This is a genomic window from Amycolatopsis sp. H20-H5 (assembly GCF_035828755.1).
Lineage (GTDB): Bacteria > Actinomycetota > Actinomycetes > Mycobacteriales > Pseudonocardiaceae > Amycolatopsis.
The window spans coordinates 1-16,721 of record NZ_JAYMZS010000045.1 but is presented as its reverse complement, the minus strand read 5'-3'; the positions used below and the strand labels follow the sequence as shown (position 1 = coordinate 16,721).

Annotated in this window: 17 protein-coding genes; 13 read left to right on the top strand and 4 right to left on the bottom strand. The window is 71.3% G+C overall.

Going from position 1 to position 16,721, the window contains the following annotated elements:
• Nucleotides 1–56 precede the first annotated feature (56 nt).
• The 6 genes from QMK34_RS23945 (at nt 57) to eccD (ending at nt 5,575) form a co-directional block, all read left to right on the top strand.
• The gene (locus QMK34_RS23945; protein WP_326416526.1) at nt 57–839 is read left to right on the top strand and encodes a WXG100 family type VII secretion target; all 783 of its coding nucleotides are present in this window, start codon (nt 57–59) and stop codon (nt 837–839) included.
• Nucleotides 840–874: 35 nt separating this feature from the next.
• Nucleotides 875–1,930, top strand: a complete 1,056-nt coding sequence (locus QMK34_RS23940; RefSeq protein WP_326416525.1) for a WXG100 family type VII secretion target — start codon at nt 875–877, stop codon at nt 1,928–1,930.
• A 9-nt stretch (nt 1,931–1,939) separates the two neighbouring features.
• Nucleotides 1,940–3,286: a WXG100 family type VII secretion target gene (locus QMK34_RS23935; protein WP_326416572.1), complete on the top strand. Its 1,347-nt coding sequence runs from the start codon at nt 1,940–1,942 to the stop codon at nt 3,284–3,286.
• Between the two features lie 6 nt (nt 3,287–3,292).
• The gene (locus QMK34_RS23930) at nt 3,293–3,796 is read left to right on the top strand and encodes a hypothetical protein (RefSeq protein WP_326416524.1); all 504 of its coding nucleotides are present in this window, start codon (nt 3,293–3,295) and stop codon (nt 3,794–3,796) included.
• Nucleotides 3,793–4,110 (top strand): YbaB/EbfC family nucleoid-associated protein, encoded by a 318-nt coding sequence (locus QMK34_RS23925; RefSeq protein WP_326416523.1) that lies wholly within the window; start codon nt 3,793–3,795, stop codon nt 4,108–4,110. The genes QMK34_RS23930 and QMK34_RS23925 overlap by 4 nt, the downstream gene beginning before the upstream one ends.
• A gap of 82 nt (nt 4,111–4,192) precedes the next feature.
• Nucleotides 4,193–5,575, top strand: coding sequence for a type VII secretion integral membrane protein EccD (eccD, locus tag QMK34_RS23920; RefSeq protein WP_326416522.1), 1,383 nt, complete (start codon nt 4,193–4,195; stop codon nt 5,573–5,575).
• Between the two features lie 7 nt (nt 5,576–5,582).
• On the opposite strand, the gene QMK34_RS23915 is transcribed toward eccD, so the two are convergent.
• Entirely contained in the window at nt 5,583–6,113 is a 531-nt protein-coding gene (locus tag QMK34_RS23915) for a GGDEF domain-containing protein (RefSeq protein ID WP_326416521.1), read from the bottom strand.
• Nucleotides 6,114–6,169: 56 nt separating this feature from the next.
• The gene (locus tag QMK34_RS23910) at nt 6,170–7,288 is read right to left on the bottom strand and encodes a type VII secretion protein EccE (protein ID WP_442785198.1); all 1,119 of its coding nucleotides are present in this window, start codon (nt 7,286–7,288) and stop codon (nt 6,170–6,172) included.
• 147 nt (nt 7,289–7,435) lie between these two features.
• Between QMK34_RS23910 and eccB the strand changes: the two genes are divergently transcribed.
• The 3 genes from eccB to QMK34_RS23895 all read left to right on the top strand — a co-directional run bounded on the left by eccB (nt 7,436) and on the right by QMK34_RS23895 (nt 10,295).
• Nucleotides 7,436–8,872: a type VII secretion protein EccB gene (gene eccB / locus QMK34_RS23905; RefSeq protein ID WP_326416520.1), complete on the top strand. Its 1,437-nt coding sequence runs from the start codon at nt 7,436–7,438 to the stop codon at nt 8,870–8,872.
• 89 nt (nt 8,873–8,961) lie between these two features.
• Nucleotides 8,962–9,657 (top strand): response regulator transcription factor, encoded by a 696-nt coding sequence (locus tag QMK34_RS23900; RefSeq protein ID WP_326416570.1) that lies wholly within the window; start codon nt 8,962–8,964, stop codon nt 9,655–9,657.
• Nucleotides 9,654–10,295, top strand: a complete 642-nt coding sequence (locus QMK34_RS23895; protein WP_326416519.1) for a response regulator transcription factor — start codon at nt 9,654–9,656, stop codon at nt 10,293–10,295. The genes QMK34_RS23900 and QMK34_RS23895 overlap by 4 nt, the downstream gene beginning before the upstream one ends.
• A gap of 123 nt (nt 10,296–10,418) precedes the next feature.
• Here QMK34_RS23895 and QMK34_RS23890 read toward each other — a convergent pair whose 3' ends face one another.
• Nucleotides 10,419–11,216, bottom strand: a complete 798-nt coding sequence (locus QMK34_RS23890) for a carbon-nitrogen hydrolase family protein (RefSeq protein ID WP_326416518.1) — start codon at nt 11,214–11,216, stop codon at nt 10,419–10,421.
• Nucleotides 11,217–11,297: 81 nt separating this feature from the next.
• On the opposite strand from QMK34_RS23890, the gene hisD reads away from it, so the two are divergent.
• The 4 genes from hisD to QMK34_RS23870 are packed head-to-tail and all read left to right on the top strand — an operon-like array spanning nt 11,298 to nt 14,471.
• Nucleotides 11,298–12,623, top strand: a complete 1,326-nt coding sequence (gene hisD, locus QMK34_RS23885) for a histidinol dehydrogenase (protein ID WP_326416517.1) — start codon at nt 11,298–11,300, stop codon at nt 12,621–12,623.
• Nucleotides 12,620–13,720 (top strand): histidinol-phosphate transaminase, encoded by a 1,101-nt coding sequence (locus QMK34_RS23880; RefSeq protein ID WP_326416516.1) that lies wholly within the window; start codon nt 12,620–12,622, stop codon nt 13,718–13,720. Before hisD ends, QMK34_RS23880 begins: the two co-directional genes overlap by 4 nt.
• On the top strand, nt 13,717–14,316 hold the full coding sequence (hisB, locus tag QMK34_RS23875) for an imidazoleglycerol-phosphate dehydratase HisB (RefSeq protein WP_326416515.1): 600 nt from the start codon (nt 13,717–13,719) through the stop codon (nt 14,314–14,316). Before QMK34_RS23880 ends, hisB begins: the two co-directional genes overlap by 4 nt.
• Nucleotides 14,313–14,471 carry a hypothetical protein gene (locus tag QMK34_RS23870; RefSeq protein WP_326416514.1) on the top strand — a complete coding sequence of 53 codons (159 nt, stop codon included), beginning with the start codon at nt 14,313–14,315 and terminating at the stop codon, nt 14,469–14,471. The genes hisB and QMK34_RS23870 overlap by 4 nt, the downstream gene beginning before the upstream one ends.
• Nucleotides 14,472–14,795: 324 nt before the next feature.
• Here the strand turns inward: QMK34_RS23870 and QMK34_RS23865 are convergent, their stop codons facing one another.
• Nucleotides 14,796–16,688 carry an MMPL family transporter gene (locus tag QMK34_RS23865; RefSeq protein WP_442785197.1) on the bottom strand — a complete coding sequence of 631 codons (1,893 nt, stop codon included), beginning with the start codon at nt 16,686–16,688 and terminating at the stop codon, nt 14,796–14,798.
• Nucleotides 16,689–16,721: the final 33 nt, after the last annotated feature.

Sequence of the window (16,721 nt, the reverse complement as noted above, 5' to 3'; positions counted from 1 at the left end):
AACTTACGCTTCGGTGCAGAACACCACCGACCCCCGCAAGCGAGTCAAGGAGAGCCATGGCCACCACGGGTGAGTACCGGGCGGAACCCGAGGCCATGCGCTCGGCCGTAGGCAACATCGGCGGCATCGTCATGCAGGGCATCAACGTCGTCGCCGACCTCGAGCGCACCATTCTGCAGCCGATGTCGTTCGCGAGTTTCGGCAGTGCGGTCGCCGCCGCCAACGCCGCGATGCATAGCCAGCAGGTCACCGCTGTCCGGACGCTGCTGAGCCTGCTCCAGCAGATCAACGGCCTCGTGCAGAAGAGCGCGGACGCCTACCAGGCCGCGGACGAGGCGGTCGCGGGCGGCTACGGCGGCAACCACCCGGCGGGCGGTGGCGCCGGGACGGGCTCGTCGATCTGGGGAAACTCCCACGCGTCCGAGCTGGCGACGGTGGCCATCAACGACAGCGCGGGCGGGGGCGGCGAGCCCGCGTCGGTCGGCAACGTCCTGCGCTACCTCGGCGACGCCCGGCTCGGCAGGCTCGGCGAGCACCCGATCACCGACGCGCGTTTCACCGGCGTCGCGGACTTCAACGACTGGCTCGCCAGGGACGCCGACAACCAGGCCAGGGTCGGCGTGATCGAGGTCTACGCGGGGACGGCACGCAACTTCGGCGACGTGCCCGGCGGCGTCCACGGCGGCGACGTGGTCGTCGTCGAGCCGCTGCTGTTCTCCGACCGCAAGCCGGTGATCGGCATCGCCGGCGACGGCGGCCAGCTCTACAACCACGGACTCGTCGACGCGGACATCCAGGGCCTGGCGAAGGTCAGCGTGTACCGGCCCGCGTCGGCCTGAGTCCCCTTCCCGGCAGCCCAGAAGCGAGAGGTCCCATGCTGACGTTCCCCAATTCCAGTGCGATGGACGCGACCGCGTCCTCGGGCGGGCCGATCACCATGCTGCCGCAGATCGTCACCGGCCAGCCGGAGCAGATCGCCAAGCACGTCCTGGAGCTCGCGAGCCAGGCCGCCAAGTTCCTCAGCGTCTACAACGACATGACGAAGGCGGCCGAGCAGCTCTCGAAGATCTGGTCCGGCTCGGCCTCGGACTCGGCGCTGAAGAAGATCAGCGATTCGCTCGACCAGCTCACCAAGATCATCCAGGCCGTGCAGCAGGGTGCCGAACTCCTGGGGGTGTCCGGCACCCTGATCAAGACCGCGCAGGAGGCGTACCGGGCGGTCGTCTCCGCGGTCAATCCCACGGTCGCCGCGCTGATGTCCAACTGGTGGACCTACGGCGCGGCGGTCGCGTTGTCGACCGCGACCAGCGCGTCGCTCAAGGCGTTCATCACCGCGATCGGCGTGCTGCTCAAGGCGCTCGGCGCGGTGGACCTGGCCAAGCAGATCAGCCAGCTCGGCCAGATCATCGGCGAGATCCAGAAGCTGTTCGGGCACGACTCCGGCCAGACCGGTTCGGTGCCCGCGGGCGGGAACGCCGGCGTCGCGGGGTCGCCGGTCACCGCCCCGCGGGCCCCGGCCACGGTCGCCAGCCCGACCGGCCAGCAGGCCATCGGGGGACAGGGCGGCGGCACCCCCGGCCAGGCGCCGTCGTTCACCGACTACCAGCCGCCCGCCCTCACCGGCGGCGGCGCGGGGTCCGGCTCCGGCTCGGGTACCTGGCCGAGCTCGGCGAGCGACCCCGCCAACAGCTGGATCGCGGTGGACCACCCCACCACCGGCACCACCCCCGCTCCGGCCCCGGTCCCCGCACCCGTGGGTGTCGGCGCGGGCCAGGTGACCATCACGACGGACCTCACGACCGGTCAGTCGACGGTCACCGCCCCCGGTGGCCAGGACCTCGACATCGATGTCGACCTGACCTACAACGGCAAACACTTCGAGCAACATGTCGACATCGACGCGGGCGCCGACGCCGCGAAGGGCCGGTAGGCGGTGGGGATCGTCGACGTCTCGGGCCCGGTCAGGTCGATCCTGGCCGGCTATCGCGAGCTGCTGGTGGAGTACCAGCGGCGGGTGACCGGGGACCCGGGCGCGCTGAGCGCGGCCGCCCAGCGGTGCGTGGCCCAGGCGGCGACGGTGTCCGGCAAGGGCGAGGAGATCGCCCGGTCGGCCACCGGCCTGCACGCCGACTGGGACGGCGCGGCGTACACCGCGTTCGCCACCGCCGCGGGGAAACTCGGCGAGGAGCTGGGCGAGACCGCCACCGAACTGCGGGACAAGTCCCAGCGCCTGAGCACCGCGGCCGGTGCCCTGCGGTCCGCGAAAGCCAGCGTGGACGCGATCCTCAAGCAGTTCGACCAGTACTCCGCGCAGCTCGTCAGCCAGGCTCGCACGGCCGACGCGAGTGCGGTGAACGCGTTCATCTCGGCGGCGCGAGAGTACGGCGAAGGCGCCGCGGAGGCGGCGAAGGAGACCGCGGACGCGCTCGACGACGCCCTCGCCGAGCTGTTCCCGCCGGAGGGCGCCGGGCGGCTCGAGCACGAACTCGGCAAGCGGGGCACCGGGCCGCTGCACTGGGTCAACGGCGAACCCCTCAACGGGAGCAAGCGCCAGCGCAAAAGCCCGTCGTGGTTCGCCAACTCCCAGTGGCGGAAGCTCACCTGGGACGGGCTACAGGGGACCAGGGCGCCGAAGGCCGCGAACACCCCGTTCGGCCGTCCGGAGGCCGAGGGTTTCCGGGACAAGGCGTGGAACAACACCGAAATCACCTACTGGAAGACGAAACACGAGCAGGACGGCCTCACCCCTGGCTACGACGCCAAGCTTTCCTCGCAGGGCTGGGACCTCAAGGCCACCGGCCACGCCGAGCTCGGCCTGCACGGCGAGCTCGGCGACAAGAAGGAATGGGGTCCCGCCGAGATCAGCGGGAAGGTGTCCGGGTTCGTCGGCGGCGAGGTCACCGGCGCGGTGCAGGCCGGGGCGCACGGCGTCGGCGCGCACCTGAACGCCTTCGTCGGCGGCAAGGTCGAGGGCGAGGTGGCGGCGGACGTCGCGGGCCTCGGCGTCGGCGCGAACGGCACCCTGCAGTACGGCCTCGGCGCCCAGCTCGACGGCCAGGCCGTGTACGACGCCGGGCACATCAAGGTCAACTTCAAGGCCGGGGTCGCGTTCGGGCTCGGCGCCGGGGTCGGCGCGAAGATCGACATCGACCTGCCGAAGATGGCGCACACCGCCGAGGAATACGGCGGCGCCGCCTACGACGCCGTGAGCCACGCCGCGACCGGGGCGGCCGACGCCGTCGGCGCGGCCTGGGACGACGCGGCCCAGTACGCCGGGTCCTGGTGAGGACCGATGGCTGACACCGTTTCCCTCCCGCTCGGCTTCGACGTCCCCGCGGGCTGGACCCCGGTCGACCCGGCGAAGGCCGGTGCGCCCGGCGCTGTGTTCGTCGCGGTGCACGCGGGCGGGCACGACGAGTTCATCCCCAACATCACGCTCAGCGTCCGGCAGCGGCCCGACGCCGCCACGATCGCCGCGATCGCGGACGAGGCCATCGAGCGGCTCGGCCGGTCCATGGCGGGACTCGACGTCGTCAGCCGCCAGGAGGTCGGCGACGCAGGCGCGCCGGGCCTCACCCAGGTGCTGCGGCTGCGCACCGGCGAAGGTCTGGACCTCGTCCAGACCCAGGTGCACCTGACCGTGCCCGCGCAGGACCCGGCGGGCCGGATCGTGCTCGAAATCGCCTGTACCGCGACACCAGGGCGGGCCCGCGAGCTCGCCGAAGACTTCCAGCGGTTCGTGGGCACTGTCCGCCTCCGCCGGGATGTTCCCACCGAAGAAGGAGAAACGCCGTGACCACCGATCCGTACGCGATGCCGGACATGGACGAACTGCTCGAGCAGGTCCGGCGGCAGACCGACGAGGTCCAGCGCATCCAGCGCACGGTCGAGGCGATGGAGGTCAAGGGCGCCTCCCGGCAGAACGAGGTCACCGTCGTGCTGCGCGGCGACGGCCGGTTCACCTCGATCGACATCGACCCGAAGGCACTGCGCCAGTACGACGCGCGCAACCTCGGCGAGATCGTCCTGGAGGCCGTGAACAACGGGCTGCAGAAGCTCGCCGAGGCCAGCTCCGCGAAATTCGCTGTGTTTTCATCGCGCGATCAGTAACCTGGCGGCCGAAAACGCGCGACCTCGAAAGATCAAGGGACCGTGGTCCCGTTGTTCGATGCTGGCGAAGGGAATCAGGATCATGAGCGCTCCGGCCGCGATCGCGGGGTCGACCCGGCGGGTCACCGTGGTGACGCCACGGGCGCGGGTGGACGTCGCGCTGCCCCAGCAGAGCACGTTCGCCGAGCTCGTCCCGCAGCTCGTGCGGCTGGCGGGGGCGTCCGGGCAGGCGTCGGCCGAACACCCCGGCTGGATGCTGTCGCGGCTCGGCGGTGCGCCGCTCGCGCTCGGCCTGACCGTCGCCGCCGCGCAGGTGCGCGACGGTGAGGTCCTGCACCTGACCCCGCGTGAACGCCCGCGCGGGCCGCTGCTGTTCGACGACGTCGTCGACTCGATCGCCAGTGTCGCGGAGTCGGGGACCGGCGGCTGGGGACCGAAGACCGCCCGCCGGTCCGGCATCGTGGCCTCGGTCGTGCTGCTGCTCGCCGGGGGACTGCTCGTGCAGTCCGCCGCTTCCGGCAGCGTGCTCGCCCCGATCGGCTCGGGGTTGCTGGCACTGGTGCTGCTGCTCGGCGGCGGCGCGCTCAGCCGGGCTTACGGCGACGCCGAAGCCGGTGCGGCGGGCGCGCTCGCCGGGGTCGGCGCGGCGCTGCTGGCCGGGATGTCGATCGTGGCGCCCCACCCGCTTTTCTCGCTTTCGGCCGGTCCGCTCGCGGCGGGTCTGGCCGTGGTCACCAGCTACGGCGTGCTCGCCGCGGTGTCGGTCGCCGACCGGCTGCCGCTGTTCGTCGCGGTGATCGTCTCGGCCGGGTTCGGCGCGATCACCACCGCGGTGGTGCTGCTCGCCGACGTCCGCCCGGTGTCCGCGGCGGCGGTGGCCGCGGTGCTCGCCACCGCGCTGGCCGCGGTCGCGCCGATGCTGTCGCTGCGGCTGATCAAGCTCCCGCTGCCGAAGGTGCCCGACGACATGGCTGCCTTCCGTGCCAACGAACAGCCGTCACTCGGCAGCGAGATGGTCGGCCGGACCACTCGCGCCCAGGCCCTGCTGACCGGGTTGCTCGTGGCACTCGGCCTCACCGTCGTCGCCTCGTCGATCGTGCTGGCGGGCTCCGGCGGACCGTGGGAAGCGGGGCTCGCCGCGCTGCTCGGACTCGCCTGGATGCTGCGATCGCGTTCCTACGCGGGCCGCGTGCAACGGCTCGTGCTGGTCTCTTTCGGCGCTGTCGCACTGTTGTGCGCCGGAGTGTGGCTCGCGGCCAGTGGGGACCGGACGGCCGTGTTCTGCGCCGGACTCGCGGTCGTGCTCGCGGCCGTGGTCTGCCTGGCCTACGCCACCCGCGTCGCCCGCGGGCAGCGTTCGCCCTACTGGGGCAGGCTGCTGGACATCTCCGAGTTCCTCACGCTGCTCGCGCTGGTGCCGTTCGTCGGCATGATCGCCGGGGTGTACGAAGCCGTACGCGGCTAGGACCTCTCTAGTTCTGGCCGAGTCGGTCAGTGCTGCTCTGCTCCAGCAGTCCTGCGCGCCGCGCTTCCCGGGTGCGATTGCGGCCGTCCGTCTTGGCTTGGTACAGCGCGTGATCCGCGGCTTCGAGAACCTCGTCGAGTGAGTCGCCGTGGGCCGGATGGGTGGCGACGCCGATCGAGACGGTGACGCTCTGGAGCAGGTCCCCGCCGGTGGGCACGGTGATGGCGGCGACGCTGCCGCGGATGCGTTCGGCGATCGCGAGCGCGTGGTGGCCGGTGGTGTTCGGCAGGAGCACGACGAACTCCTCCCCGCCGAAGCGGCCGAGCACGAGGCCGACCACCAGCACCACGGACGGGAACACGTCGGTGGAGCCGACCGGGCTGGTCACGAAGAACGCGGCGGTACCCGCGAGCGCGGCCAGATCGACCGCCAGGACGTAACCGGCGAGGCCGGGTCTGGGCAGCTGCCACAGCGCCCAGCCGCGTAGCGCGGGCAGCGGCCATCGCCGCGGCCTTACTGGCTTCGCTCCCCCTGCCATCCTCGGCAAGCCAGCTCGTGCGACCTCGCCTGTCACTCAGTCGTTCGGGTGCCGGATCACAGCGCCAGCGGCAGGGTCCGGCGGACCGCGTCGGCGTGCCTGCCGTGCAACGGGACCACCGAAATCCCGATCTCACCGGGTGCCGCGGCGTCCGGCCGGGCGCCGACGCGAAGGGTCACCTCACTGCGTTCCTTGCCGCCGGGGGTGCGGCTCAGCGTGTACGAGGTCGCCGTGAAAGCGGCTCCCGGCACGGCGAGGTCCAGGATGCGCGGGAGTCCTTGCTCGGACCGGGGCGCCCAGCAGACCTGGGACGACGATCCCGCGTTCCACGAACGCCAGCCGTCCACGACACCGCAGTCCACGTCACTGCCGCCCGCGCCGAGTGCGACGCGTAGTTCGTTCGCCAGCTCGCCTGCTTCGAGCACAGTGCTTTCGTACCCGGCTTCGGCGAGCGAGCCCATCAGGCCCAGCGCGGCGCAGGCGGTGCTCCGCAGGGCGCCGAGTTCGCCGCCGCCACGGGCCAGCGCGGCGATCGGGGCGTCCTCGGGCCGGTAGCGCACGGTGAGCCAGCGGACCCTGACCACGCCGGTGCCGCGGGGGACCGTCCAGGTCAGCAGTTGCGCGCCGGCGAGCGGGATGTCGGCGCGGCGGTAGTGCTCGCGCAGGATCTCCGTCAGCGTCCCTGGCGCGCCCGGCCCCTGGGTGAGCCGGACGATCGCACTCCAGCCGCCGTCGAGCTCGGCCACCCCGAACCGGTTCCCTGCCCGGTCGACATGCTGGCGCACCCGCACCGGACCGGCGACGCGGTGCAGTGGATCCGGGCTGTCGCGCCGGCTGTCGTGGCGGCGCAGGCGGTAACCCATCCAGGTGAGCAGCCACCCGAAGGTGTGCTTGCCCGCGAAGCGGAGCGAGGTGGCCGATATCAGCGCGCCCGCGACCGACGCGACGGCGATCCGAACCGGCTGGGTGACCCCGTCCAGCACGTACGCCAGCAGCACCGCGATGCCCGCGATCTCCCAGAACGCCGCCTGCAGGGGGCGGATCGGCAGCAGCCACCGCGCTTTCGCCGCCCCTGCAGTCTTTTCGGGTTCGGCCTGTCCTGCTTCGGTGGAGGTCGGTGGCGCCTGCTCGGGGAACCCTGTCCCCGGAGTGGCCACGCGAGCGTCGACGGACACGATTTTCCCCTTCCACGAGCCCGCCGACGACGCTATCCACTGCCCGCGCGCGTGTGGGCGTAAAAAATACCCTCACTGCTGGTATTTCCCGCTCCTACCATTCGGTCACTCGAACGTGGACTTGCGAACTCCGGGGAGTACAGCGGCGTGTGGACGCAGCGGGACCAGATCCAGGCGTACCAGTTTCTCCGCCGCAGGCTGGTTTCCGCGCTCGTCGCCGCCGATGCCAACCACCCGGTGGCCCCGAACCGCAGGCTGGTGCTCGGCATCGCGCTCGGCCTCGCCGTCGCGGTGCTGGTGACCGCCGCGTTCGGCGTGATCGGGCTGCTCAAACCCTCCGGCGGCAAGGACTGGCTCGCCGGGGGCAAGGTGATCGTCGAGGAGAGCACCGGCGCCCGGTTCATCCTCGGGCAGGACAACGCCCTGCACCCGGTGCTCAACTACGCCTCGGCCCGGTTGCTGGCCGGCGGCGCGGGCGACGCGACGGTGACCGTGTCGGCGGGCGACCTCGGCAAGGCGCCCCGCGGCGCCCAGATCGGCATCGCGGGCGCCCCCGACTCGCTGCCGCCCGCCGCCGGGCTCGTCACCACGCCCTGGTCGAGCTGCTCCCGCACCAGCCAGGACGCGCCGTCGTCGGCCGAACCGACGTCTTCGGTGCTGCTCGGCGCTCCCACTGGCGGCTTCGAGCTTCCCCGCGACCAGGGGATCATCGTCCGCCTGCCCAGCGGCGAGCGCTACCTCGTCTCGGCGGGCCGCCGCTACCGGCTCAGCGCCGAAGCGGCGACCACGTTGCAGTTCGACCGCTATCCGGCGATCGCGGTGTCGGCGCGGTGGATCAACACGGTCCCCGCCGGACGCGACCTCGGCTACCTGCCCGTCGACGACGCCGGGCAGCCAGGGCCGAGGGTCGGCGGCACGGCCACCCGCGTCGGTGAGGTCCTCGGCGTGGTGGACGCGATGGCCTCGGCCGCCGACGCCACGTCCTATTACCTGGTCCGGGCCGAGGGGCTCGAGCCGGTCGGGCAGACGCTGGCGAGCTTGCTGGTCACCACGCCTGCCAACGCCGACGCCTATCAGGGCAGGCCTGGACCCGTGCCGGTCCGCGCCGCCGACGTCGCGGCGGTGCCGAAACTCGTCCGGCCCCGGCCCGGCGGCGGCGCCGATCCGGCCGACTACCCGGACCGCATCCCGGCCAAGGCGCCGGTGACCGGCAACGCGGTAACCCTTTGCGCGCTGGGAACCGGCGCTTCGGCGCGCATACTGGTCTCCGCCCAGGTGCCGCTGCCCGATGGCGGCAAGACGATCCCGGTGCGCACCCGCGCGGACGCGCGAGTGGCCGACGAGGTGTTCGTCCCACCTTCGGGGGGCGCGGTGGTAACGGAAAGCGGGTCGGGAACCGTCTACCTGGTTACGGACATGGGGATGAAGTACCCGGTGGTGAACGCCATGGCGTTGGCCTCGCTCGGCTACGGTTCGGTGGCCAGGCAACCGGTTTCGGGTGGTTTGCTGGCACTCGTGCCGACGGGACCCGCGCTGGATCCGGCCGCGGCCGCCCAGCTCGCGCCCTCGGCCGGAACGGGGTGAACGGGTCAATGCAGATGCAAGCGGAGACAGTGCAAACGAAGGCAAGGCCGCACGAGGACACGGGAGACCGGGTGGAAGCCGGCCGGATCATGGTCGCGGTGATCGAGGATCACCCGTTGTACAGCCAGGCCATCGCCAGGGTGCTCCAGGAGGCCGAGGGCATCGAACTCGGCGCCGTCGTCGACTCCGTCGCCCGGTTCCACGTGCGGGAGCAGCCCGCGGGCAGCGTGGTCCTGCTCGATCTCGGCCTGCCCGGCGTGCACGGCCCCGCGGCCGTGCTCGAGGTCTGCGAACTGGGCCACCACGTCCTGGTCGTCTCGGCGCAGGCGGACCCCGAACAGGTGCTCGCCGCGATCGCCGCCGGTGCGAAGGGCTTCGTGTCCAAGCTCGTCGACGTCGACGAGCTGCTGACCGCCATCCGCACGGTGGCCGAGGGCCGGGCGTACGTCTCCGCCGTCGTCGCCGGAATGATCATGCAGGACAACGCGGGCGACCGCCGCCCGGCCCGTCCCGAGGTCGAACTGTCCGCCCGCGAGCAGCAGGTCCTGCGCCTGGTCGCGGCCGGCGAACGCGACGTCGACATCGCGCGCGTCCTCGGCATCGGTGTCCGCACCGTCCGCGGCTACCTCGACCGCATCCGCGACAAGACCGGCGAACGCCGCCGCCCCGGCCTGGTCCGGGTGGCCATCCGCCTCGGCCTCGCGGGAGCCTCCGGCGACCTGGCGGGCAGAGCGGCGCCCCCCGGCTCGAAACAGGACCCGGCACGCTACGAAGGCCGCCGGTGAACGCCGCGGACGGCACGCGGATCCACGTCGGCGTGATCGAGGACCACCCCCTCTACCGCGACGCGGTCGCGAGGGTCCTGACCGAGGCCGAGGACATCGAACTCGGCGCGGTGGCCGACTCCGTCGCCCGCTTCGCCGTGCAGAACCAGCCCCCCGGCAGCGTGATCGTGCTCGACCTCAAGCTGCGCGGGGTCGCCGACGCCGCCGCGGTGCTGGAGGTCGGCCAGATGGGCCACAAGGTGCTGGTGGTCTCGGCCCACGCCGAGCAGCCCGAGGTGCTCGGCGCGATGCAGGCCGGGGCCAAGGGCTTCCTGTCGAAGGACGTCGACGGCGACGAGCTCCTGCGCGCGATCCGCACCATCGCGGAGGACAACGCCTACGTGTCCCCGACACTGGCCGGAATGATCATCCAGGACAGCGAGGACCGCCACGCCGGGCCCAAGATCGTCCTTTCCGAGCGTGAGAAACAGGTTCTCCGCCTGGTGGCCGCGGGCGAACGCGACGTCGACGTCGCCGAGATCCTCTGCATCAGCGTCCGGACGGTCCGCTCCTACCTGGATCGCATCCGCGACAAGACCGGCGAGCGCAGACGAGCCGGTTTCGTCCGCGTGGCCATCCGCGAGGGCCTCCTGCGATAAACGGTCCGTTCCTTGCCACCGGCACTCGCCCGAAACCCGTGCCCCTGAAGGCCACCATGAGGGACTTAGACGCCCTCATGGTGGCTTCAGGGACTTCTGGAGCGGACGAGCGGGGCCACGCAGTCAGCGCAGTCGTCGGTTGGCCAGCGCTCCGGTCGCCCCGCGGGCCGCCGCGGCGACACCCGGGTCGAGGTCGACGACCACCGTCTCCGGCCCGGCGCCCAGCTGGGTGTGAATCCGCCCGAACCCGTCGGCGACCGTCGAACAGCCGATCCCCGTGGGGGCCTTCGGGTTCACCGAGGTCCCGCTGGCCGCGGGATCCGCCTGGCCGCAGCCGACGACCCAGCAGCCCGAGTCCAGCGCCCTGGCGCGCACCAGCACCTCCCACTGGTCACGTTTGCCCTCGCCCGCTCCCCAGGACGTCGGCACCAGCACGATGTCGGCGCCGTCGTCGGCCAGCGCGCGGAACAGTTCCGGGAAGCGGGTGTCGTAACAGGTCGCGACGCCGAACACGGTGCCGTCGATGTCGAACGTGCGGCGTTCCGTGCCAGGGGCGACGGTGTCGGACTCGGCGAAACCGAAGGCGTCGTAGAGGTGGATCTTGTCGTAGCCGAGGTGGTGCCCGGCGCCGGTGATCAGGAGGGTGTTGCGGACCCGGCCGTCGGGCGCGGGGGTGAACATCCCGGCCACCACCAGGACGCCGTGCTCCTCGGCGATCGCGGCCACCGCGCTCGCCCACGGGCCGTCCAGTGGCTCCGCGATCGGCTTGAGGGGGCTGCCGAACCTGGCCATCGACGCCTCCGGGAAGACCACGATCCGCGCGCCGTCCGCCGCCGTGGCGGCCACGCCCTCGCGGATGAGCTTCAGATTGGCTTCGGGATCGTCGCTCGCGGTGAGCTGGCACAACCCGATACGGGGCACGAGGCCTCCCTGATGGTGGGACGGTGGTCGCCACCGAGTATCCCCGCGTGGCGCGATGAGGTCACCTCGTACCCTGGACCCATGCTGAACCGCACCGACCTGCGTGGGCAGGTCCCGTCCGCCGCCGAACTGCGCGCCACGCTGCCGCGCGCCGAGTACGACGTGGACGCGGCGCTGCATCAGGTGCGGCCGGTGGTCGAGGCGGTGCGCGCCCGCGGGGTCGAGGCCGTGCTCGAGTACGCCGAGCGGTTCGACAAGGTCCGCCCCGAGCGGATCCGCGTGCCTGTCGCGCACCTTTCCCAGGCGCTGGACGCGCTCGACCCGGCCGTGCGCGCCGCGCTGGAGGAGTCGATCGCCCGTGCCCGCAAGGTGCACAGCGAGCAGCGCCGCCAGGACGTCACGACCCAGGTGGTCGACGGAGGCACCGTCACGGAGCGCTGGGTGCCCGTCGAGCGCGTCGGGCTCTACGCGCCCGGCGGTCTCGCCGTGTACCCGTCGACGGTCGTGATGAACGTCGTCCCCGCGCAGCTCGCCGGGGTTACCTCGATCGTGGTGTGCTCGCCGCCACAGGCCGCGTTCGGCGGCCTTCCGCACCCGACGATCCTCGCGGCCGCCGCGCTGCTCGGCGTCGAGGAGGTCTGGGCCGCCGGTGGCGCCCAGGCCGTCGCCCTGATGGCCTACGGCGGTACGGACACCGACGGCGGCGAACTGACGCCGGTCGACCTCGTCACCGGGCCCGGCAACATCTACCTCACCGCCGCCAAGCGGATGCTGCGCGGCATCATCGGCATCGACTCCGAGGCCGGCCCGACCGAGATCGCGATCCTCGCCGACGAAACCGCCGACCCGGCGCACGTCGCGGCCGATCTGATCAGCCAGGCCGAGCACGACCCGCTCGCCGCCAGTGTCCTTGTCACCACCTCCGAGGCACTCGCGGACGCGGTGGACGGCGAGCTGGCCGGCCGGGTCGCCGCCACCAAGCACACCGAGCGGGTCTCGGAAGCCTTGGGCGGCAAGCAGTCCGGCGTCATCCTGGTGTCCACTGTGGATGACGGGCTCCGTGTCGTGGACGCCTACGCGGCCGAGCACCTGGAGATCCAGACCGCCGACGCCCGCGCGGTCGCCGCTCGCGTGCGCAACGCCGGGGCGATCTTCGTCGGGGCGTACGCGCCGGTCTCGCTCGGCGACTACTGCGCCGGATCGAACCACGTCCTGCCGACCGGCGGGTTCGCGCGGCACTCCTCGGGCCTGTCGGTGCAGAGCTTCCTCAAGGGCATCCACGTGATCGACTACAACGAGGAAGCGTTGCGCGAGATCGCGGGCCGCGTCGTCGCGCTCGCCAACGCCGAGGATCTGCCCGCGCACGGCGAGGCCGTCACGGCGCGGTTCGAAGGGGAGCGCTCATGATCCCGGGTGAGGATGTCACGCTCGGCCAGCTGCCGCTGCGCGAGGACCTGCGGGGCAAGACCCCGTACGGCGCGCCGCAGCTGGACGTGCCGGTGCGGCTCAACACCAACGAAAACCCGTACCCGCCGCCCGCCGCGCTCGTCGACGACGTCGCCGACGCGATCCGGCGCGAGGCGGCCTCGCTGCACCGGTACCCGGATCGGGACGCCGTGGCATTGCGCCAGGACCTCGCGGACTATCTCACGGTGTCGACGCGCGTGGTGCTCAGCGAGGCGAATGTGTGGGCCGCCAACGGATCCAACGAGATCCTGCAGCAGATCCTCCAGGCCTTCGGCGGCCCCGGCCGGTCGGCGCTCGGCTTCGAGCCGTCGTACTCGATGCACCCGATCATCGCCGCCGGGACCCGCACGGACTGGGTGCCCGCGCCGCGCCGCGCGGACTTCTCCCTCGACACCGCGCGGGCCGCGGAGCTCGTGCGCGAGCGCCGCCCGGACGTCGTGTTCGTCACCAGCCCCAACAACCCCACGGGCGGGTCGATCCCGCTCGTCGAGCTGCGCGGCGTGCTCGACGAGGCGCCGGGCGTCGTGGTGGTCGACGAGGCGTACGCGGAGTTCTCTTCGCAGCCCAGCGCCGTCGCGCTGCTCGAGGAGTACCCGGCGAAGCTGATCGTTTCGCGCACCATGAGCAAGGCGTTCGCCTTCGCCGGCGGACGGCTCGGATATCTCGCCGCCGCGCCCGCCGTCGTCGACGCGCTGCAGCTCGTCCGGCTGCCGTACCACCTCTCGAGCCTGACGCAGGCCGCCGCGCGTGCCGCGTTGCGTCACGCCGACGCCACTCTCGGCTCGGTCGCGAAGCTCGCCGCCGAGCGTGACAGGGTGGTGGAATCGTTGCTGGGTCTGGGGTTTACCCCGGTGCCGAGTGACGCCAACTTCGTCCTGTTCGGACGGTTCGAGGACGCGCCCGCCAGTTGGAAGTCCTATGTGGACAAAGGTGTACTGATCAGGGACGTCGGTATCGAGGCCCACCTGCGGGTGAGCATCGGGACGCCCGAAGAGAACGACGCCTTTCTCGAGGCGAGCAAGGAAGTGCCGCGATGAGCCGTATCGGCAAGGTGGATCGCACCACCAAAGAGTCCGCCATCTCCGTCCAGCTGGACCTGGACGGCACCGGGCAGGTCGAGATCTCCACCGGGGTCCCGTTCTACGACCACATGCTCACCGCGTTCGGCGTGCACGGCTCGCTGGACCTCAAAGTCGAGGCGACCGGCGACCTCCACATCGACGCGCACCACGTCGTCGAGGACACCGCGATCGTGCTCGGCCAGGCACTGCGCCAGGCACTGGGCGACAAAAGCGGCATCCGCCGGTTCGGCGACGCGTGGATCCCGATGGACGAGACCCTCGCCCACGCCGCCATCGACGTCTCCGGGCGGCCGTATTGCGTGCATCTCGGGGAGCCGGAGCAGTTCAACGCTTTTACCATCGGCGGCAACTACCCGTTCGTGCTGACGCGGCATGTGTTCGACTCGCTGTCGTTCCACGCCCAGATCGCACTGCACGTTCGCGTGCTGCACGGCCGGGATCCGCACCACATCGCCGAGGCCGAGTACAAGGCTGTCGCCAGGGCGTTGCGGGCGGCGACCGAGCCGGATCCGCGTGCGGGCGGGATTCCGTCCACGAAAGGTGTGCTGTGAGCAAGGAAGTGGTCGCGGTCCTGCTGCTCGCGCTCGGCGGGTTCCTGATCGGCGGGGTATACACGACTTGGAAGACGGCCAAGTTCATGGCCGGGTTGCTGGGGGTGGCTGCTGTGCTGGCTGTTGGCGGGGCTGTTGTCTGGTTGAACGGGTAGTTTTTGGTTGCGTCCTGAGGTGCGGCTAGAAGCCTGTGTTTTTTGGCCAGCGCGCTTACAAACTCGCGCCGCCAGGTCGCCCCTGACTTCCAGCGTAGGTGCGGCTTTTGTTTGTAGGGGGGCGACCTGCCGTCGCGAGTTGGGAGGCCCTGGCGGGCCTGAAAGAGGGCGCGCGGCGGTGAAGTCTCCACTCGCAAAGCTCGCGGAGACGCTGTGGTTGGGGCGGACTGCTGTTGTTGGGTTTTTGTTGTGTGTGTTGGGGCGAGTGTCATGAAAGGGTCTTTCAGGGCAATTTTTGCCCTGAAAGACCCTTTCATGACACTTTTAGCGGGTGGAGGAGACTAGCTTTCGGTCCTCCGGGTCGTTTGGGGTGTCTAGCTGCTTGGTGAGTTGCTCGCCCTCTACGTCTACGTTCGGGAGGATCTTGTCGAGCCAGTTTGGTAGCCACCAGGCGCCTTTGCCGAGGAGGGACATTACTGCTGGGACGATTGTCATGCGGACCACGAATGCGTCGATCATTACGCCGAAGGCCAGTGCGAAGCCGATGGACTGGATCAGCGTCGACTCCGCCAGTACGAACCCGGCGAACACGCTGATCATGATCAGCGCCGCGGCCACGACCACGCGGGAGCCGTGGCGGAAGCCGGTCACCATTGCCTGCTGGGGGTCGGCGCCGTGTACGTGCTCTTCGCGCATGCGGGTCACCAGGAAGACCTGGTAGTCCATTGCCAGGCCGAACAGGACGCCGATCAAGAGGATCGGCAGCATGCTCATGATCGGACCGGTCGAGGCCACGCCGAGCAGGTCGTTCAGCCAGCCCCACTGGAACACCGCGACCACCGCGCCGAACGTCGCCACCACTGAGCCGAGGAAGCCGAGCGTCGCCTTCAGCGGCACCACGACCGAGCGGAACACCAGCATCAGCAGGATGAACGCGAGCCCGACGATCAGCGCCAGATACGGCAGCATCGCGTCGGACAGCTTCTCCGAGACGTCGATGTTCGCCGCCGTCTGCCCGGTCACCGCGAGGCTCGCGCCGGTCGTGCTCCGCAACTGGCCCGACTGCGCGCGGATCGCGGACACCAGGTCCTCGGTCTGCTTGCTGCTCGGACCGCTCTTCGGGATCACCGTCAGCAGCGCCGTGTCGCCCGACGGATTGACCTTCGGCGGGGTGACCGCCGCGACGTCCGGGAGCTTGGCGATCCGGGCCGCGGCGTCGGCCAGCGCCTGCTGCCGGTTACCGCTCGTGCCGGTGTCGACGACGACCATGAGCGGGCCGTTCGCGCCTTCGCCGAAGCCCTGGCTGACCAGCTCGTACGCCTTGTGCTGGGTCGACTCCGGCGCGGCCGTGCTGTCGTTGGGCAGGCCGAGCTGCATGCCGGTCGCGGGCAGCGCGATGATCGCCAGCCCGGCGATCGCGGCCACGAGCACCGGCACCCGGCGGCGGGCCACGAACCGGGCCCAGCGCTCGCCGTGCGTGGTGTCGCTCGCCGCGCGGCGGACGCGGATACGGCCACCGGCCGCCCGCTTACCGGCGAAACCGAGGATGGCGGGCAGCAGGGTGAGCGCGATGAGCACGGCGATGGCGACGGTGATCGCGGCGGCGATGCCCATCTGGGCGAGGAACGGGATGCCGATGACGGTCAGCCCCGCCAGCGCGATGATGACGGTCAGCCCGGCGAACACCACGGCGGAACCCGCGGTGCCGGCGGCACGCCCGGCCGCCTCCTCGGGTTCTCGCCCGTTCGCCAGTTCGTGCCGATAGCGCGAAACGATGAACAGCGCGTAGTCGATGCCGACCGCGAGCCCGATCATCAGCGCGAGCACCGGGGTGTTGGAGTTCAGCTCGAGCGAGCCCGAGGCCAGCATGATGCCCGCCATGCCGATGCCGACGCCGATGAGCGCGGTCAGCAGCGGGATCCCGGCGGCGATCAGCGAACCGAAGGTGATGACGAGCACGACGGCCGCGACAGCGACGCCGAGGCCTTCGGTGGCGCCGGTCGCCGGAGCGCCCTGGACCGCATCGCCGCCGAACTGGACGTCGAGACCCGCCTGCTGCCCGACCTTGGCCGACGCCATCAGCGCCTGCCGGTCCTCGGCCGTGAGTTCGAAACCCTTGACCAGGTAGCTCACCTGAGCGAGCGCGACCCGGCCGTCGGGGGAGACCGTCTGAGCCTGGAACGGGTCCACCACGGCGCCGACCTTCGGAGCGGTCATCAGCTAACCGACGACACGCTCGACAGCGGCGAT